We start from the raw sequence: 14,072 nt of genomic DNA on the forward strand, positions 1-14,072 counted from the left end.
AACCCACACTTATTTGCCTAGTTGCTTATGCGGATCGGCTAGGGTATTGGATTGTTGTATAAACTAGGTTAATCTAGTCTTTAGAATAAACACTCTTAATAGGGAAGGAACGAAGCAGCACTAAGTCTGAGCGCCAAATACGCGAAAAGAGGCCTTAAAGGCCCGTTCATGCGTGGGGTTCGGATGGTAATGATCTGGGTGAAGATCATTCAAGCAAACAAAGGAGAATTGCATGCAGCAAAAACAAGAATTTGCCAAAGTATTGGGCAGTAAAGAGGTTCTGGCGCTGGCGTTTGGCGCCATGATTGGTTGGGGCTGGATCGTCTTAACCGGGGATTGGATTCAGGCCGCCGGCAGCATGGGGGCCATCATGGCGATGGCGCTGGGCAGCTTAATCATCGTGTTTATTGGCCTAGCTTATGCCGAGCTAGCCTCAGCGATGCCGCAGGCGGGGGGCGCACAAGTCTTTACCCAGCGCGCGTTTGGCCGTTTGGCCTCGTTTATCTGTACCTGGTCTTTGATTTTGGGCTATGTGTCCGTCGTGGCTTTTGAAGCCGTGGCTTTACCTACGGTCTTAGATCACTTAAGCACTGACTATCAAAAAGTGTTTTTATGGAACGTCGCTGGCTGGGATGTCTATCTCACTTGGGCCCTAGTGGGCATGGCCGGTACCGTCTTGGTGACCTGCTTGAACTACTTTGGCGTCGAAAATGCCAGCGCCTTCCAAAAGCTGGTGACGCTAATGATTGTGGTGGTGGGCGTGGTGTTCGTGCTGGCATCCGGTGTACAGGGCAGCGGCAGCAATATGCAGCCTTTGTTTAATCAAGCAGCCACGACAGGCAGCAGTTTGCCACCGTTTGTATTGGGGATGCTGCCGGTGTTGATGATCGTGCCCTTTATGTTTGTGGGCTTTGACGTCATTCCTCAGACCGCTTCCGAAATCAATGTGCCGCCAAAAATGATCGGTAAGCTACTGGTGGTGTCGGTGTTGGCCGCCATGGTGTTTTACTGCGCCATTATCTGGGGCGTCGGCATGGCTTTGCCGTCTGGCGAAATGTCGCCCGATGTCTTGACCACGCCGCAGGCGATGGAAGCGGTATTCAACAGCCCGTGGGCTGCGAAAATTATGGTCTTAGCAGGTTTAGCCGGCATCATCACCAGCTGGAACGCCTTCTTTATTGGCGGTAGTCGGGCGATTTATGCCTTGGCCAAAGCCAAAATGCTGCCGCAATGGCTGGCTTATTTACACCCTAAATACCGCACGCCTACGCGCGCAGTGTTGTTGATCGGGGCCTTGACCTTTCTGGCACCCTTATTGGGCCGTAAAGCATTGTTGTGGTTCGCCAACGCGGGTAGCTTGGCCATTGTGATCGCCTATTTCCTGGTGTGCTTGGCCTTTTTGGTGTTGCGCCGTACCGCACCCAATATGCCGCGTCCGTTTAAAGTGGCGGCGGGCAAAACCGTCGGCATCATCGCTGTGGTGAGTAGTGGCGCCATGATCTATATGTATCTGCCTTTAAGCCCGTCTGCATTAATCCCACAAGAGTGGACTATTTTCGGCGTGTGGATGGTGTTGGGCGCGGTGTTATTTGTCGGCAGCATGACCAAACGGCGCCAATCGGCTTGGTCTTATCGCCTCTGCCACGCGCCGCGTACCTTGATCTACACGCCTTCGCGCGGGGCCTTCCAAAGCGGTCGTGGCCGCGAGGCTGGCTTAGCGAAAGCACGCGTCAGCAAATAGCGTTTTCTCGAGTAATCAAAACCTGCATGGCTGTAGCCGTGCAGGTTTTTTTATGGGTTTAAGGCTGGCGGCGCTTGATTAAGGTTTTATTAAGCTTGTTTTTTTAACATGCACCATCTTCTCTCGCAAAAAGATGGTTGTCCTTCATGAAAAATTGCTTACGTCAGTATTCCGGCCCGTGGACGGTTACTCAGCCCGCCGTGATCATCGGCAGTGCCTTATTTTTTGCCGCGGTTCAAAATATTGCCTTTTGGGGGCAGGTATGGTCGCTCTTGGCGCCCAATAGTGGCAAAGAATGGCTGTTTTTGGTGTCTATGGTGTTTTTTTTAGTGGCAGCGCTGACCTTGATTTTTGCCTGCCTGCTGTGGCGCTTCAGCACCAAAGTGGTGCTGACCGTGTTTTTGTTGGCCAGCGCGGGCACCAATTATTTTGCCCTCAGCTACGGCGTTTATATGGATAAAAGCATGGTGGCCAACGTATTGGAAACCACAGGCTATGAGGCCATTACCTTGTTTACCCCCAAGTTTGCCATCTGGATGACGGTGTTTGGCGTCTTGCCTTGCTTATTGGTGTGGCGTCTACGCATTGTGCGTTCAGGGCCGCTATGGCGGCGTGGTCTGATGCGTCTGGGCCTGCTCTTGGGTTCGGCCTGCGTCGTGTTGGCCGTCTGCCTGCCGATTTATCAAGACTACGCCGCCTTCATCCGCAACAATAAGCAAATCGTTAAATTGCTTACCCCCAGCAGCTACATCAATGGCGTGATTGGCTATGGTAAGCAGATCAGCGCTAAGTCTAGACCGCTGTTGCTGATCGGCACCGATGCCCAGCGTCTGCCCGTGGGGACTAATGAAACGCGTAAAAAATCATTATTGGTCATCGTCGTGGGCGAAACCTCGCGCGCACAAAGTTTTTCTCTTAACGGCTACGAACGAGAAACCAATCCGCGCCTGAAGCAGCAAGCTGATTTAATTAATTTTCGCGACGTCAGCTCCTGTGGTACGGCCACCGCTGTGTCGCTGCCATGCATGTTTTCTAATATGCCGCGCAGCAGCTATTCAGGCAGCACCGCTGAGCGTCAAGAAAACCTAGTCGACGTGTTGCAAAGAGCAGGGATTAATTTATTTTGGCGCGAGAATGATTCTGGCTGTAAAGGGGTGTGCGACCGCATTCCAACCCAGGAAGTCAGCAGCTACGTGAAGCGTGCTAGCCTTGCCGAAGGACTATTTGATGATGAGGTGTTGTTACAGGACTTAGATGCCTACATACAAAGCCAAACCGATGATACCGTGATCGTGTTGCATACTAACGGCAGTCACGGCCCAGCTTATTATCAGCGCTATAAGGAAGCCATGGAGCAGTTTAAGCAGAGCTGCCGCACCAACCAAATCCAAGATTGTTCGCAGGAAAGCTTAATCAACGTCTACGACAACACCATTTTACATGTGGATTTAGTGCTGGACGAAACCATTAAGCTGTTGCAAAAGCACACGGCAGAGTTTGACACCGCCATGCTGTATTTATCCGATCACGGTGAGTCACTGGGCGAAAATGGGCTGTTTTTACACGGCACCCCCTATGCCATCGCACCTAAAGAGCAAACCCAGGTGCCGATGATGTTGTGGACCAGCGCCGATTTTTTACCCAGCCGTCAAATCAATGCTGAATGCGTGCGTAATAAGGCCACGACAGAGACCTTTTCACAAGATTATTTATTTCATTCAGTGTTAAGATTAATGCGGGTGCAAACCAAAGAATACAATGCTCAGCTGGATTTATTTACTGGCTGTGACCAAGGAGTGGTATGAAGTTATTAATCATAGAGGACGATGCCTTACTCAGCATGGGCCTAGAAAAAGCCTTAATCAAAGAAGCCTATGTGTGCGACTGCGTCAGCAGCGTTAAGGATGCCGAAGCCTATTTAGCCGCTAGCGGTGGCGGCAATGTCGAAGGCTATAGCGCCATTTTGCTGGATCTAGGCCTACCTGACGGCAACGGCATCGAGCTGTTGCAACGCTGGCGTCGTCAAGGCGTCGGCATACCGGTGCTGATCATGACGGCGCGTGATGCGCTAGACGATCGTGTTGAAGGCTTAGACGCGGGCGCCGATGATTATTTAATTAAGCCTTTTGAGCTATTGGAGCTAGTGGCGCGGCTGAGAGCCATCATTCGCCGCCATCAAGGCCAAAGCGACAACGTGCTGTGCGTCGGTGATTTGGCCTTGGATCTGGCCCATAAATGTATCAAGCAAGGCGAACAACTGCTTGAGCTGACCCCGCGAGAATACGCCGTTTTGTCGCGGCTCATGCTCAAGCAAGGGCAGGTAGTGCACCGAGAAACCCTACAGCAAGACCTCTATACCTGGCAGGACAGCCTAGGCTCTAATACCTTAGAGGTCTACATCCACCATTTGCGCCAAAAGATTGGCAAGGCGCGCATCCTTACTCAGCGGGGCGTAGGATATTCATTAACGGATGGGCGACATGAGCCTGCGTAGGAAATTATTGTTGGCCATTGGCCTGATCATGGTGGTGACACAGCTCATCAGTACGCTGTGGGTGTGGCACGAAAGCCAAGAGCAAGTCACCATCGTGTTGGGTGAGAGCCTAGTGTCGCGGGCCCAAAACGAGTTAATTCAGCATGAGTTAGACGAAACCGTCGTTGCGCTACTGGCTCCGTCAGCCCTGATGATTATCCTGTCTCTAGCGGTGATCTACTTCACCATTAATCGCCTGACTCGGCCGCTGTCGGTACTCACCCAAGAGCTGGAAACCCGTTCCAGTACGCATTTGCAGCCCCTGGCCCGTACCGATGGTTCGGCTGAGGTCGACGCCATCACGCAAAGGTTGAATCAGTTGTTTGCTCGCATCGAGGTAGGGCTAGCTAATGAACGTCGCTTCACCGCCGACGTAGCTCACGAACTGCGCACGCCGCTGGCCGGGCTGCGCTTGAATCTTGAGCTGGTGAATGAGGCCGCCTTGCCGGAAAAAACGCTGTTGATCAACCGCATCGACCAAATGATGGTGTCGATTGAACAATTGCTACAGCTGGCCCATGTCGGCCAGCGGCTGCGCACCGGTCACGAACAGGCTTTTGACTTAATCGCCGAAGTGATCACGCCACTGCAAGAAGAGCTATTGGATGATCCGTTTCCTCATCCGTTGCGATGGGTGGTTCCTGAACGTATGCCGCTCTTGGGCGATTCGGGCTTAATCTATTTATTGCTGCGTAACGTACTGGAAAACGCCCGCTACTATGCCGCGAGCGGTGCTGAAACCGTTGTCTCGCTCACCCATAATGGGCAGGGCCAAGTAGTGTTAAGCGTCATCGACAACGGCCCTGGCGTGCCGTCAGATCAGCTGGCCATCATCGGCCAACGATTTGCTCGTCTAGACCAAACGCGCTCTGGCTATGGCCTAGGCTTAAGCATTGTTGAGCGTATTTGCCAAGTACATCAAGCCCAGCTGACCTTGGCCAACCGCAGCGACGATCATGGCCTGGTGGTGACGGTACGTTTTAGCCTTTAGGCGTGCTGTGAGGCCGGCTTAAATCGGGCATAATAAGGCATTATTTTTATGGAGTCTTACCATGTCTCAGCCAGCCGCTACCGTTAACTACGCCGAAAAATACGGCCTTACCGCTACTCATTCCGCCATTGTTGCCGCCGCCGAAGTAGTGCCTGCGGGGAAAGCCCTAGATTTAGGCTGTGGTCGTGGCCGTAATGCCTTATACCTGCAAAGCAAAGGCTTTGATGTGACCGCTTGGGATAAAAATCCCGCCAGCGTTCAGCATCTGCAGCACATCATCAGTGCAGAAGGCTTGGCCCACATAGCAGCCACGGCCGTCGATCTCAATACGCAGCGCCTCACGGAGGAGTATGACTTCATCTTTTCAACCGTGGTGTTTATGTTTCTAGATGCCGCAGCCATCCCCAGCCTCATCGCCCAGATGCAAAGCCATACCCGGCCCGGCGGTCATAACCTCATCGTCACTGCCATCGACAGCCCCGACTACCCCTGTAGCGTGCCGTTCTCCTTTACCTTCCAGCCAGGCGAATTAAAGCAGCACTATCAAGATTGGGACCTCTTAAGCTATAACGAGGACGTGGGCGAGCTGCACCGCACCGACGAGCAGGGCAACCGCATCAAAATGCGCTTCGCCACCATGCTGGCGCGTAAGCCTTGATGGACCGGCGCATGAGTAAACCTTATTTAATCTTAGCGCTGGCCTTAGTGGTGCCCACTGTCGCGCAAGCGTCCTACGTCAATGACTGCCGCCTTTACGTGCGCATCCTAGAGCATACGGTGCAAATGAGCGCCACCGAGCTGCGCATTAAAGTACTCGGCGCCGCCAAAGCAGGCCGCGCCGACAGCGGCTGCCAGCAATACGTCAACCAAGTCATGATCATCCCCTTGGCGCAGCCTGAACCACCGCTCAAAGCAGGACAGAGGGCGGCCATTCGCCTCTTGACCACCGATTCACGGCTACAGCCAGAGGTGAGCACTCAGTTTGAGTGGTGGTAGGCCGTAACGCGTAGGGTGGGCAAAGCTTGCGTGCCCACGCGTCATCACCGTAATGTCTCATTAATTTAAATAACCATCATATTCCACGATTAAAAAAAGCTTGAGCACCATATAAGGGCTCAAGCTTTTTTGTTGTAGGTGTTAAAAATGGATTACAGACCCTTAAACACTGGAGCCTCTTTGGCAAAAAATGCGCGGATGCCTTCTTTGTGGTCGGCGGTGTTAATCGACTGCCATTGGTATTCGGTTTCCAAATCCAAGGTGGCCTCTAGTTCGGCGCGGCACAGGGCGTGCTGGATGCGCTTGCTGTGGCGATGGGCCTGCAACGGCGTATGCTGTAGCTGAGCTACAAGATCGGCTACAGCGGCGTTTAGGTCTTCATTAACCGATTCAACCACGCCTTTTTTCAATAAGGTGTCGGCGTCCAGAACGGCGTTGCTCATCAACAGTTTTTTGGTTAATACGCTGCCAAATCGTTCTTTTAAGAAATAGTTGAGGGCGCCATCGGCGTTCAGCGCCATGCCGGCGAAGTTAAAAATCAAGCGCGACTGTGGTTCGGCCACGATGAGGTCGTTCATCAGCACAAAGCTTGCGCCAAGGCCAGAGGCGGTGCCGTTAAATTGGCAGAGGGTGATGGCGTCTAGATCGTGGTAATCGAGCATAAAGGTTTTGAGTAAACCCATCATGTGCAGGTAATCTTCGTGGGTTTTGAGGCTGCCGATCATGTGCAAGTCGCCGCCGGCGCTGTAGTGGCGCCCTTCGGCACGCATCACCACGATTTGAATGGCCTTGTTGGCCTTAATCTCATTTAACTTATTTTGTAAAGTGGTGATGAAGGGGATGGAAATCGTGTTTAAGCGTTCTGGTTGGTTAAAGGTTAGGGTGGCGACGTTAGCGTCCACCTGGAGCAATACTTCATTCATTTAGGGTCTCCTTTGAGACGGGCTTTTTAAGTGGTTTTTTTACTTGTGGGCTTTAGTGTAAATGCCATCCCGATAAAAATCAAAGCCACGCCGATGGTTTGCATCAAGGTGGGGACAAAATCCAACAGTAAAACGTCCATGACGATGGCCACGGCGGGGTCTAAAAACACCAACAGCGAAATGACTTTGGCCGACAGCAGGCGGATGCTGTCGAAGAATAAATAGAACACCAGGCCCGTGTGGATCAGCCCGGTGGCGGCGATGTAGGCCCAGTTACTGCTGCTTAAGCCCTCAAAGGCGCCTAAATTCACAAACGGCAACAGCATTAAGACGCCGACCAGGGTTTGTAATGAGGTCACGGCATAGGTGCTGGTATAGCGAATGCCTTTGCCCATCAAGGTGGTGCAGGCGTAGAAGAAGGCGGCCAACAGCCCCCACAATAAGCCAGAGGCCATGAAGTCGGTTAAGGACGTGTCTTGATTGATGCCAGCGATGAATAAGGTGCCGACAAAGCACACGGTAATCGCGACGATGGCCATGAGGTTTAGACGCTCTTTGAACAAGAAGCTGCCGAAAATCAGCACCATCACCGGCGCGAGGTGGTAGATGGAGATGGCAATGGTGATGGAGAGGGTTTCAAAGCTTTTAAATAAAAACACCCAGTTTAAAATTAAAAACACGCCGCAGATGAGGATGTGGACCAGCTCACGCTTATGCAGCTGCTCTTTTTTGTATTGGCCGGTGGCAAACCACAGGCCGCCTAAAAACAGGGTGGCGGCGACGCAGCGGATGAACACCAGTTCGATGGCAGGCAATCCGGTTTGGACGGAGAAAAAACCGACGGAGCCAAAGATGATCATGGAAATGGCCATTTTGATCATGGCCGGCGTGCTGTTAAGGGCGTGGTTAGGGCTTGATGTAGTAGACACGTTTATTGCTCTTTATGGGTTTTGTATGCAGTAAAAAGAATGGCGATGACGCCACCAGCGGCCACGATGGCAACGGGCGATGAATGCCATAGCTGCAGGTGGGGCTAGATGCCATAAAAACAAGGCCTGAATCCGCACGGATGCAGATTCAGGCCAAGGAGATTGATTGTGTGGCTTAGTCGGGCTTGCCGTCGGCGCGCGGGCTCACTAGCCAAGGCAGGTAGCGATAGGCGTACAGCAGCAGGGCTAAGGCAAAACACAGGGCGCTGGCCGACAAGAGCCAAGTTTGCTCAGCCCAGGCGCTGGCGAGTAGGCGAATGATGAGGGCCGCCACCATTAACCAAAAGGCAGGTAACAGCGGTTTGGGTAAGACCATGGCGCGACCGGTGTGGCCGAGGGCGGTGCGGGCCATCATGCCTAGGGTCAGTAAGCCGATGCCGCCAACGGCGATCAAATGGGTCGCGGCGCTGAGTAAGGCGGGGGCATAAGCGTAGCTGACGCCGAGTAGGCCGACGCCAATGGCGGTGGCCGCATAGCCTGCGTAGAGGATCCACAATAAGGGTGTAGCGGCCACACCGCGCTGATACCAGCGCACCAGCTGCACCAGATTAATCACCATGGTGATCAGCCCTAGACCGGCGACTGCGGTGGGCGCTTGCTGGGCCAGCATGAGGAGCGTCATCAGCATGGGAATAACCAGGGCAGACAGCATCACTGGTTTAGGGTTGTTGACGGCGGGCGTGTGGAGGGCGCGGCTGGTAAAAAAGGGGATGATGCGCATGCCGATCAGGCCAATGATGCCGGCCACCATTAAGAGGCCGGTTTGCAGGGCGTATAGGCTAGGCAGGCTGACTTTTTGGAATACAGATAGGTGGAACCATAGGTGGGTTAAGCCAAACAGACCTAGGGCCGCTACGGCGATGAAGTTGCGGCTGTTGTGGCTGGCAATAATCGGTTTGGCTAGGGCAATGGTGGCACCGAAATAAAATAAGGTACCGAAAACACCGGCCCAAAGCGTGCCGCTTGGCAGATAGATAGCGATGCGGGCCAACAGCCATAGGCTTAATAAGCCGATCAACGGCAAGCCTCGCAAAGGCTTCTGGCTGGTCCAAGTGGCGACGGCGGTGAGGAAAAAGCCGACGATGACGGCGCCAGTGTAGCCCCAAATCATTTCATGGGCGTGCCACAAAAAACTGGGCAGCTCGTTCGAGCCTAGAAAGCCCAGTGGCCCCCACATCAAGATGGCCAGGGCGCCATACAGCACCGCCACGGTGTAGAACGGCCGAAAGGCGATGGAAAAAAACACGCTGAGGCTAGGCTTGGTGGCCACGTTGGGTGTAGGGCTTAAGGGGATGAAGGTATTCATAGCAGCGTTCTTTCTGGGTTAGGCTTGTGCTTGCCAATAGGCTTCGATGGCCACAAATAAAATGCGTTCTTCAAAGCGTACATGATCAATGAGGCTTTGGCCGAGGGCCTGTTGTCCTTGCGGCGTGGGCGCGCTTAGGGCGGCGCGCAGCTGCTGGTGTTCGGCATAGAACTGATCGCTTAGTGCGGTGTCCGACCAGCGGCTAAAAATTGGCGCAAAAAGGGCCTCTTCGGCATCAAAGTGTTGTAATAGGCTGTGCTTTTGCGCCACCAAGAGGGCGTGGGCATTGGGGCGCTGTTGGGTCAGGGCTAAGCCTAGGCTCAGCGCCTGATGGTGTTCGCGTGAAAAAGGCTGTAGGTGTGGATGGCGTTTCATTTTGCTTCCTAATGATATAAGATGAATATAAAATGAATGTTATGTTTCGTCAAGTTATACTTTTTAGCCTATGTTTGCGTTAAAATGGGGCCAACCAGAAAGAAGCTCATGTACATTACCCAATACACCGACTACGCCTTACGCATTTTGCTGTTTTCAGCCAGTAATCCCGATCGATTAATCAATATTGCTGAGGTGGCGCAGGCGTTTGATATCTCTAAAAGCCATTTAACCAAAGTGGCGGCACAGCTCACGCGCAGCGGCGTGCTCAAAAGCGTACGCGGTAAAGGCGGTGGCCTGTGCTTAGGCCAGGCGGCGGCCGCCATTAACGTCGGCGCTGTGGTGCGGCTGATGGAGCCGTTGGCCTTGGTGGAATGTCATGGCCAGGATAATCATTGTGTCATCAGCCCTCATTGCCGCTTGGCAGGCGTATTGCAACAGGCGTTGCAGGCGTTTTTGGCGGTCTTGGATCAGTATAGTTTGGCCGACTTAGTGGGCCAGCCGGCGCTGGTGAAGATGTTGCGGCGGGATTAAGGCCCAAAAAAACCGCCCTAAGCATGGCTTGGGCGGTACGGTGTGGCTTGGCTTAATCGCGTAAATGATCGCAAATGGCCAAAATCGGGCTGAGGATGGCTTCGCCTAGGCGTAGTGAGCGTTGGCCGTTCCAGCCAAAGTCATCATCGGGCAGATTGTTATTGTCTTTAAACGGCATCTCCAGCGTGTAGGCTAGGCAGTTAAAGGTATGGCCCACGTAGTTGGTGCCAACGGTCATATTGGCTTGGCCTGGCGCGTCTTTAGGGTAGCCGTGTTCATCTTGGAAGTCAGGACTGGCGGCCATAAATGCTTCTTTAAAGCGTGTTTCTAGGCCGGCGATGCGCTCGTCGTAGCTGGGCACGCCTTCGGTGCCGGCCACAAATACGTAGGGAATAGCCTCGTCACCGTGGATGTCTAAAAATAAATCTACGCCGGTTTCATGCATTTGCTCACGCACATAATACACTTCAGGGCTGGTTTCCAAGCTCGGTTCGGCCCACTCGCGGTTAAGGTTGGCGCCGGCGGCATTGGTGCGTAAATTGCCTAGGGCTGAGCCATCTGGGTTCATATTGGGCACAATGTAGAACGTGGCTTTGTCTAATAATGCGCGGGCGGTTGGGTCTTGCGGATCCAGTAGACGGCCCAATAGGCCTTCTACAAACCATTCTGCCATGGTTTCGCCAGGGTGTTGGCGAGCCGTAATCCAAATTTTTAGGTCGCTTTCGACTTGATTGCCGATGGTCAGTAGATTTAAGTCACGATCTTGAACGGTAGGGCCTAAGTCGTCGATTTGGCACAGGCCACTGTCTTGGGCTTCGCCGATTAGGTTTAGATGAGATTCGTAAGAGTAGGGCTCAAAATAGGCGTAATACACGCTGTTGGCCAGAGGGGTGTGCTCAATGCTCAGGCGTGTGCCATCGTAGTGGCTTTGGACGCGGAACCAGTTACGGCGGTCGTAAGAGGCCACGGCGTGGTAGTCAACCCAGCCTTCAGGATAGGCGGCTTCGCTGGCGTTGTTCAGGTGGAGGGTACACGGGGTGTAAGCAGCGCCTTGCAGTCGGAAGTAAAACCATTGTTTGAATTCAGAAGCGTTGTCTTCGCGAATGTTGAGTTGGATATTGTCCGCTTGGCTGGCGTCGACAACCACGATACTGCCGCCATCAAAGCTTGTGCTGATCTTCATGTAAACCCTTTTTTAATCTAGTACATCGTAAAACCTTATTTTAACGAGCTTCGCCTAAAAAACCAAGCCTTGTACGGTTTTCTTCTGCTTTGCTGGCTGGCGGTGTGTCGGCTTGGGCCTTTCTGTCAAAGTGTGCTTAGTGCTGATGACATATATTGGGGCAAAGGCCTGAATCAAATCAAGGCTTAGCTAAAATCATGTTCAATCGGGGCCAGTTAAAGGGCTTATTGTGCCGCATAAGATCGTGGCAATAATTGCGGCGATGTGGTCTAATTGTCAGAATATACAAAAGGTACAAACGCGGTTGTCGCCGTCGGTTCTGTGGAAAAACAGTGTGTCGCAGAGCCAATTTAAACAGTAATACAAGGGAGGCCTAGCGTGTCTCAAGAAAAACGCATCATCAAGAAATACCCTAATCGGCGCCTATACGATATGGCCACCAGCGGTTACATTACCGTTGCCGATGTGAAGCAAATGATCATTGAAGAAAGTGATGTGTCGGTACAGGATGCCAAGACGGGCAACGACATTACGCGACAGGTCTTGTTGCAGATTTTGTTGGAGGAGGAAGCCGGCGGTCAGCCCTTATTAAGTGATGAAATGTTGTGTCAATTTATCCGGGTGTATGGCCAAACCACACAGAGCGTATTGGGCCCTTTCTTAGCCCAGAACATGAAGCTATTTGGTCAATGGCAGGCATCGATGCAAGGCCAAACGCCAGAGCCAAACGAGCAGTCGGACGTCAATCAATGGTTTACCAGTTTAATGAAGCCTTCTAAGGCGATGATTGATTGGCAACACGACGTACAGCTGCAAACCTTGAAGTTTTGGGAAGCGATGAATCCCAGCGGTAAAAATACTGAGCCCCGTTAAACGGTGGCGATCAATCAAGCAAAAAAAGAGCCTAGAGGCTCTTTTTTTATGGGTGACGTTTTGACCAACGGCGATTAGGCCAAAGTCGTGTGGACCGTTAGCCCATCATAAGCCACGTCAATGCCTGGCGGGCATTGGGCGCTAAGCGCTTCGTAAGAGAATGCATGGGTCATGTGGATTAAATAGGTCTGTTTGGCGCCAATGCGCTGGGCAAACGCGATCGCTTGGCCAAAGCCCAGATGGCTAGGGTAAGACTCTTCCCTTAGGCAGTCTAAAAATAAATAGTCTAAGCCTTGTAGCGCCGTGATTTGCTCATCGCTGATGTCGTTGATGTCGGTCAGCCAAGCCACTTTGCCAATGCGGTAGGCAGTACAGCGCCAGCGGCCGTGCGGCATGTCTAGGGCCAAGAGCGGCGTGCCGTCGATTTCAAAGCCATCGCTAATGGTGTGGGCGGTTAAAACGGGCTTGTCCCAGCTTTGCCCTGGCGGAAAAAAGGCATAGTCAAAGCGGGTTTTGATGTTGTTGATGCTGAAATCGTTGCCATAAATGGGGATGGCGGCCTGTTGCTTATAGCAAAATGCACGTAAATCATCGATGCCGTTTAGGTGATCAGCATGGGGATGAGTATACAAAACGGCGTCGATTTTTTTAATCTGTTCGCGTAGGGCTTGCTGGCGAAAGTCCGGCCCCGTGTCGATGAGCAGGCTTTGGTCGCCGACCTGTACGTGAGCGCTACAGCGGCTGCGGGTGTTTTTAGGGTTGGTGCTGGTGCAGGTGGCGCAGTCACAGTTAATCACTGGTGTGCCAGAAGAGCTACCGCAACCTAAAACGGTTAGACGAACAGAGGTGTGAGATGGCTTCATGGGCGGGGTATTTTATGGAAAAGTCGATAAAAATTGTCCGTCGTGGCATGGGCAATGGTGGCCACGGGGCAATCGCGCAAGGTGGCAATGTGTTCTGCTACGTGTTTCACAAATCCAGGTTCGTTGGTTTTGCCCCGATAAGGCACAGGGGCCAGATAGGGCGAATCGGTTTCAATGAGCATACGGTCAAGCGGCACGTATTGAGCGGCCTCCTGGATGTCTTTGGCGTTTTTAAAAGTGACGATGCCAGAGAATGAAATATAGAAGCCGAGGTCGAGGCAGCGCCGCGCTACGTCTTTGTCTTCAGTAAAACAATGAATGACGCCATTTTGGCACTGCTGCTCTTTAATCATGGCAATGGTGTCGTCTGCGGCTTTACGGGTGTGCACAACGATGGGTAGGCCGGTGTTGATGCCGGCTTCAATATGGGTGGCAAAGCGTTGGTGTTGCCAGCTTAAATCGCCTTCACACCAGTGGTAGTCTAGGCCAGTTTCGCCAATGCCCACCACTTTAGGGTGTTCGGCGTGGACCATGAGTTCTGCTAGGGTAAATTCTTCTGCGGCGATGTCGTCAGGGTGTACGCCAACGGTGGCGTAGATGAAATCATGCGCCTGGGCGATGTCCAATACCTCGGTGAAGCTTTGGCGGCTGACGCTGATGGCCAAGGCTTGCTTGACTTGGTTCTCCGACATCTTGGCGAAGATTTCCGGGAGCCTAGCGACAAGGTCAGGAAAGTTTAAATGGCAGTGTGAATCTACAAACATA

15 protein-coding genes are annotated in these 14,072 nt (G+C 52.7%); 8 read left to right on the top strand and 7 right to left on the bottom strand.

Annotation, left to right across the window (positions count from 1 at the left end; genetic code table 11):
- The first annotated feature begins 232 nt into the window (after window positions 1-232).
- The 6 genes from AB8Q18_06065 to AB8Q18_06090 all read left to right on the top strand — a co-directional run bounded on the left by AB8Q18_06065 (window position 233) and on the right by AB8Q18_06090 (window position 6,261).
- Window positions 233-1,741, top strand: a complete 1,509-nt coding sequence (locus tag AB8Q18_06065) for an APC family permease (GenBank protein XDZ52623.1) — start codon at window positions 233-235, stop codon at window positions 1,739-1,741.
- Window positions 1,742-1,887: 146 nt separating this feature from the next.
- Entirely contained in the window at window positions 1,888-3,546 is a 1,659-nt protein-coding gene (gene eptA, locus AB8Q18_06070; protein XDZ52624.1) for a phosphoethanolamine transferase EptA, read from the top strand.
- The gene (locus tag AB8Q18_06075) at window positions 3,543-4,235 is read left to right on the top strand and encodes a response regulator (protein ID XDZ52625.1); all 693 of its coding nucleotides are present in this window, start codon (window positions 3,543-3,545) and stop codon (window positions 4,233-4,235) included. Before eptA ends, AB8Q18_06075 begins: the two co-directional genes overlap by 4 nt.
- Window positions 4,222-5,265, top strand: coding sequence for a two-component system sensor histidine kinase PmrB (gene pmrB, locus AB8Q18_06080; GenBank protein ID XDZ52626.1), 1,044 nt, complete (start codon window positions 4,222-4,224; stop codon window positions 5,263-5,265). The genes AB8Q18_06075 and pmrB overlap by 14 nt, the downstream gene beginning before the upstream one ends.
- Window positions 5,266-5,326: 61 nt before the next feature.
- Window positions 5,327-5,923 carry a tellurite resistance methyltransferase TehB gene (tehB, locus tag AB8Q18_06085; protein XDZ52627.1) on the top strand — a complete coding sequence of 199 codons (597 nt, stop codon included), beginning with the start codon at window positions 5,327-5,329 and terminating at the stop codon, window positions 5,921-5,923.
- Window positions 5,924-5,934: 11 nt separating this feature from the next.
- On the top strand, window positions 5,935-6,261 hold the full coding sequence (locus AB8Q18_06090) for a hypothetical protein (GenBank protein ID XDZ52628.1): 327 nt from the start codon (window positions 5,935-5,937) through the stop codon (window positions 6,259-6,261).
- 152 nt (window positions 6,262-6,413) lie between these two features.
- Here the strand turns inward: AB8Q18_06090 and AB8Q18_06095 are convergent, their stop codons facing one another.
- The 4 genes from AB8Q18_06095 to AB8Q18_06110 form a co-directional block, all read right to left on the bottom strand.
- On the bottom strand, window positions 6,414-7,184 hold the full coding sequence (locus tag AB8Q18_06095) for an enoyl-CoA hydratase-related protein (GenBank protein XDZ52629.1): 771 nt from the start codon (window positions 7,182-7,184) through the stop codon (window positions 6,414-6,416).
- Window positions 7,185-7,210: 26 nt separating this feature from the next.
- The gene (locus AB8Q18_06100) at window positions 7,211-8,113 is read right to left on the bottom strand and encodes a DMT family transporter (GenBank protein ID XDZ52630.1); all 903 of its coding nucleotides are present in this window, start codon (window positions 8,111-8,113) and stop codon (window positions 7,211-7,213) included.
- 175 nt (window positions 8,114-8,288) lie between these two features.
- A complete protein-coding gene (locus tag AB8Q18_06105) occupies window positions 8,289-9,479 on the bottom strand; it encodes an NnrS family protein (protein ID XDZ52631.1) in 1,191 nt (396 codons plus the stop codon).
- Between the two features lie 18 nt (window positions 9,480-9,497).
- Window positions 9,498-9,854, bottom strand: a complete 357-nt coding sequence (locus tag AB8Q18_06110; protein ID XDZ52632.1) for a hemerythrin domain-containing protein — start codon at window positions 9,852-9,854, stop codon at window positions 9,498-9,500.
- Between the two features lie 108 nt (window positions 9,855-9,962).
- On the opposite strand from AB8Q18_06110, the gene AB8Q18_06115 reads away from it, so the two are divergent.
- On the top strand, window positions 9,963-10,388 hold the full coding sequence (locus tag AB8Q18_06115; GenBank protein XDZ52633.1) for an Rrf2 family transcriptional regulator: 426 nt from the start codon (window positions 9,963-9,965) through the stop codon (window positions 10,386-10,388).
- Between the two features lie 52 nt (window positions 10,389-10,440).
- Here the strand turns inward: AB8Q18_06115 and AB8Q18_06120 are convergent, their stop codons facing one another.
- Window positions 10,441-11,571 (bottom strand): M14-type cytosolic carboxypeptidase, encoded by a 1,131-nt coding sequence (locus tag AB8Q18_06120; GenBank protein XDZ52634.1) that lies wholly within the window; start codon window positions 11,569-11,571, stop codon window positions 10,441-10,443.
- 378 nt (window positions 11,572-11,949) lie between these two features.
- Between AB8Q18_06120 and phaR the strand changes: the two genes are divergently transcribed.
- Entirely contained in the window at window positions 11,950-12,444 is a 495-nt protein-coding gene (gene phaR, locus AB8Q18_06125) for a polyhydroxyalkanoate synthesis repressor PhaR (GenBank protein XDZ52635.1), read from the top strand.
- Between the two features lie 74 nt (window positions 12,445-12,518).
- Here phaR and AB8Q18_06130 read toward each other — a convergent pair whose 3' ends face one another.
- On the bottom strand, window positions 12,519-13,307 hold the full coding sequence (locus AB8Q18_06130; GenBank protein ID XDZ52636.1) for an MBL fold metallo-hydrolase: 789 nt from the start codon (window positions 13,305-13,307) through the stop codon (window positions 12,519-12,521).
- Window positions 13,304-14,071, bottom strand: coding sequence for a TatD family hydrolase (locus tag AB8Q18_06135; protein XDZ52637.1), 768 nt, complete (start codon window positions 14,069-14,071; stop codon window positions 13,304-13,306). Before AB8Q18_06135 ends, AB8Q18_06130 begins: the two co-directional genes overlap by 4 nt.
- Window position 14,072: the final 1 nt, after the last annotated feature.

Source organism: Neisseriaceae bacterium CLB008 (genome assembly GCA_041228285.1).
In the GTDB taxonomy this organism is placed as follows: Bacteria; Pseudomonadota; Gammaproteobacteria; order Burkholderiales; family Neisseriaceae; genus JAGNPU01.

Coding starts and splice junctions, on each gene's coding strand:
- AB8Q18_06065 (XDZ52623.1), top strand. CDS start 233: ATGCAGCAAAAACAAGAATTTGCCAAAGTATTGGGCAGTAAAGAGGTT.
- eptA (XDZ52624.1), top strand. CDS start 1,888: ATGAAAAATTGCTTACGTCAGTATTCCGGCCCGTGGACGGTTACTCAG.
- AB8Q18_06075 (XDZ52625.1), top strand. CDS start 3,543: ATGAAGTTATTAATCATAGAGGACGATGCCTTACTCAGCATGGGCCTA.
- pmrB (XDZ52626.1), top strand. CDS start 4,222: ATGAGCCTGCGTAGGAAATTATTGTTGGCCATTGGCCTGATCATGGTG.
- tehB (XDZ52627.1), top strand. CDS start 5,327: ATGTCTCAGCCAGCCGCTACCGTTAACTACGCCGAAAAATACGGCCTT.
- AB8Q18_06090 (XDZ52628.1), top strand. CDS start 5,935: ATGAGTAAACCTTATTTAATCTTAGCGCTGGCCTTAGTGGTGCCCACT.
- AB8Q18_06095 (XDZ52629.1), bottom strand. CDS start 7,184: ATGAATGAAGTATTGCTCCAGGTGGACGCTAACGTCGCCACCCTAACC.
- AB8Q18_06105 (XDZ52631.1), bottom strand. CDS start 9,479: ATGAATACCTTCATCCCCTTAAGCCCTACACCCAACGTGGCCACCAAG.
- AB8Q18_06110 (XDZ52632.1), bottom strand. CDS start 9,854: ATGAAACGCCATCCACACCTACAGCCTTTTTCACGCGAACACCATCAG.
- AB8Q18_06115 (XDZ52633.1), top strand. CDS start 9,963: ATGTACATTACCCAATACACCGACTACGCCTTACGCATTTTGCTGTTT.
- AB8Q18_06120 (XDZ52634.1), bottom strand. CDS start 11,571: ATGAAGATCAGCACAAGCTTTGATGGCGGCAGTATCGTGGTTGTCGAC.
- AB8Q18_06130 (XDZ52636.1), bottom strand. CDS start 13,307: ATGAAGCCATCTCACACCTCTGTTCGTCTAACCGTTTTAGGTTGCGGT.
- AB8Q18_06135 (XDZ52637.1), bottom strand. CDS start 14,071: ATGTTTGTAGATTCACACTGCCATTTAAACTTTCCTGACCTTGTCGCT.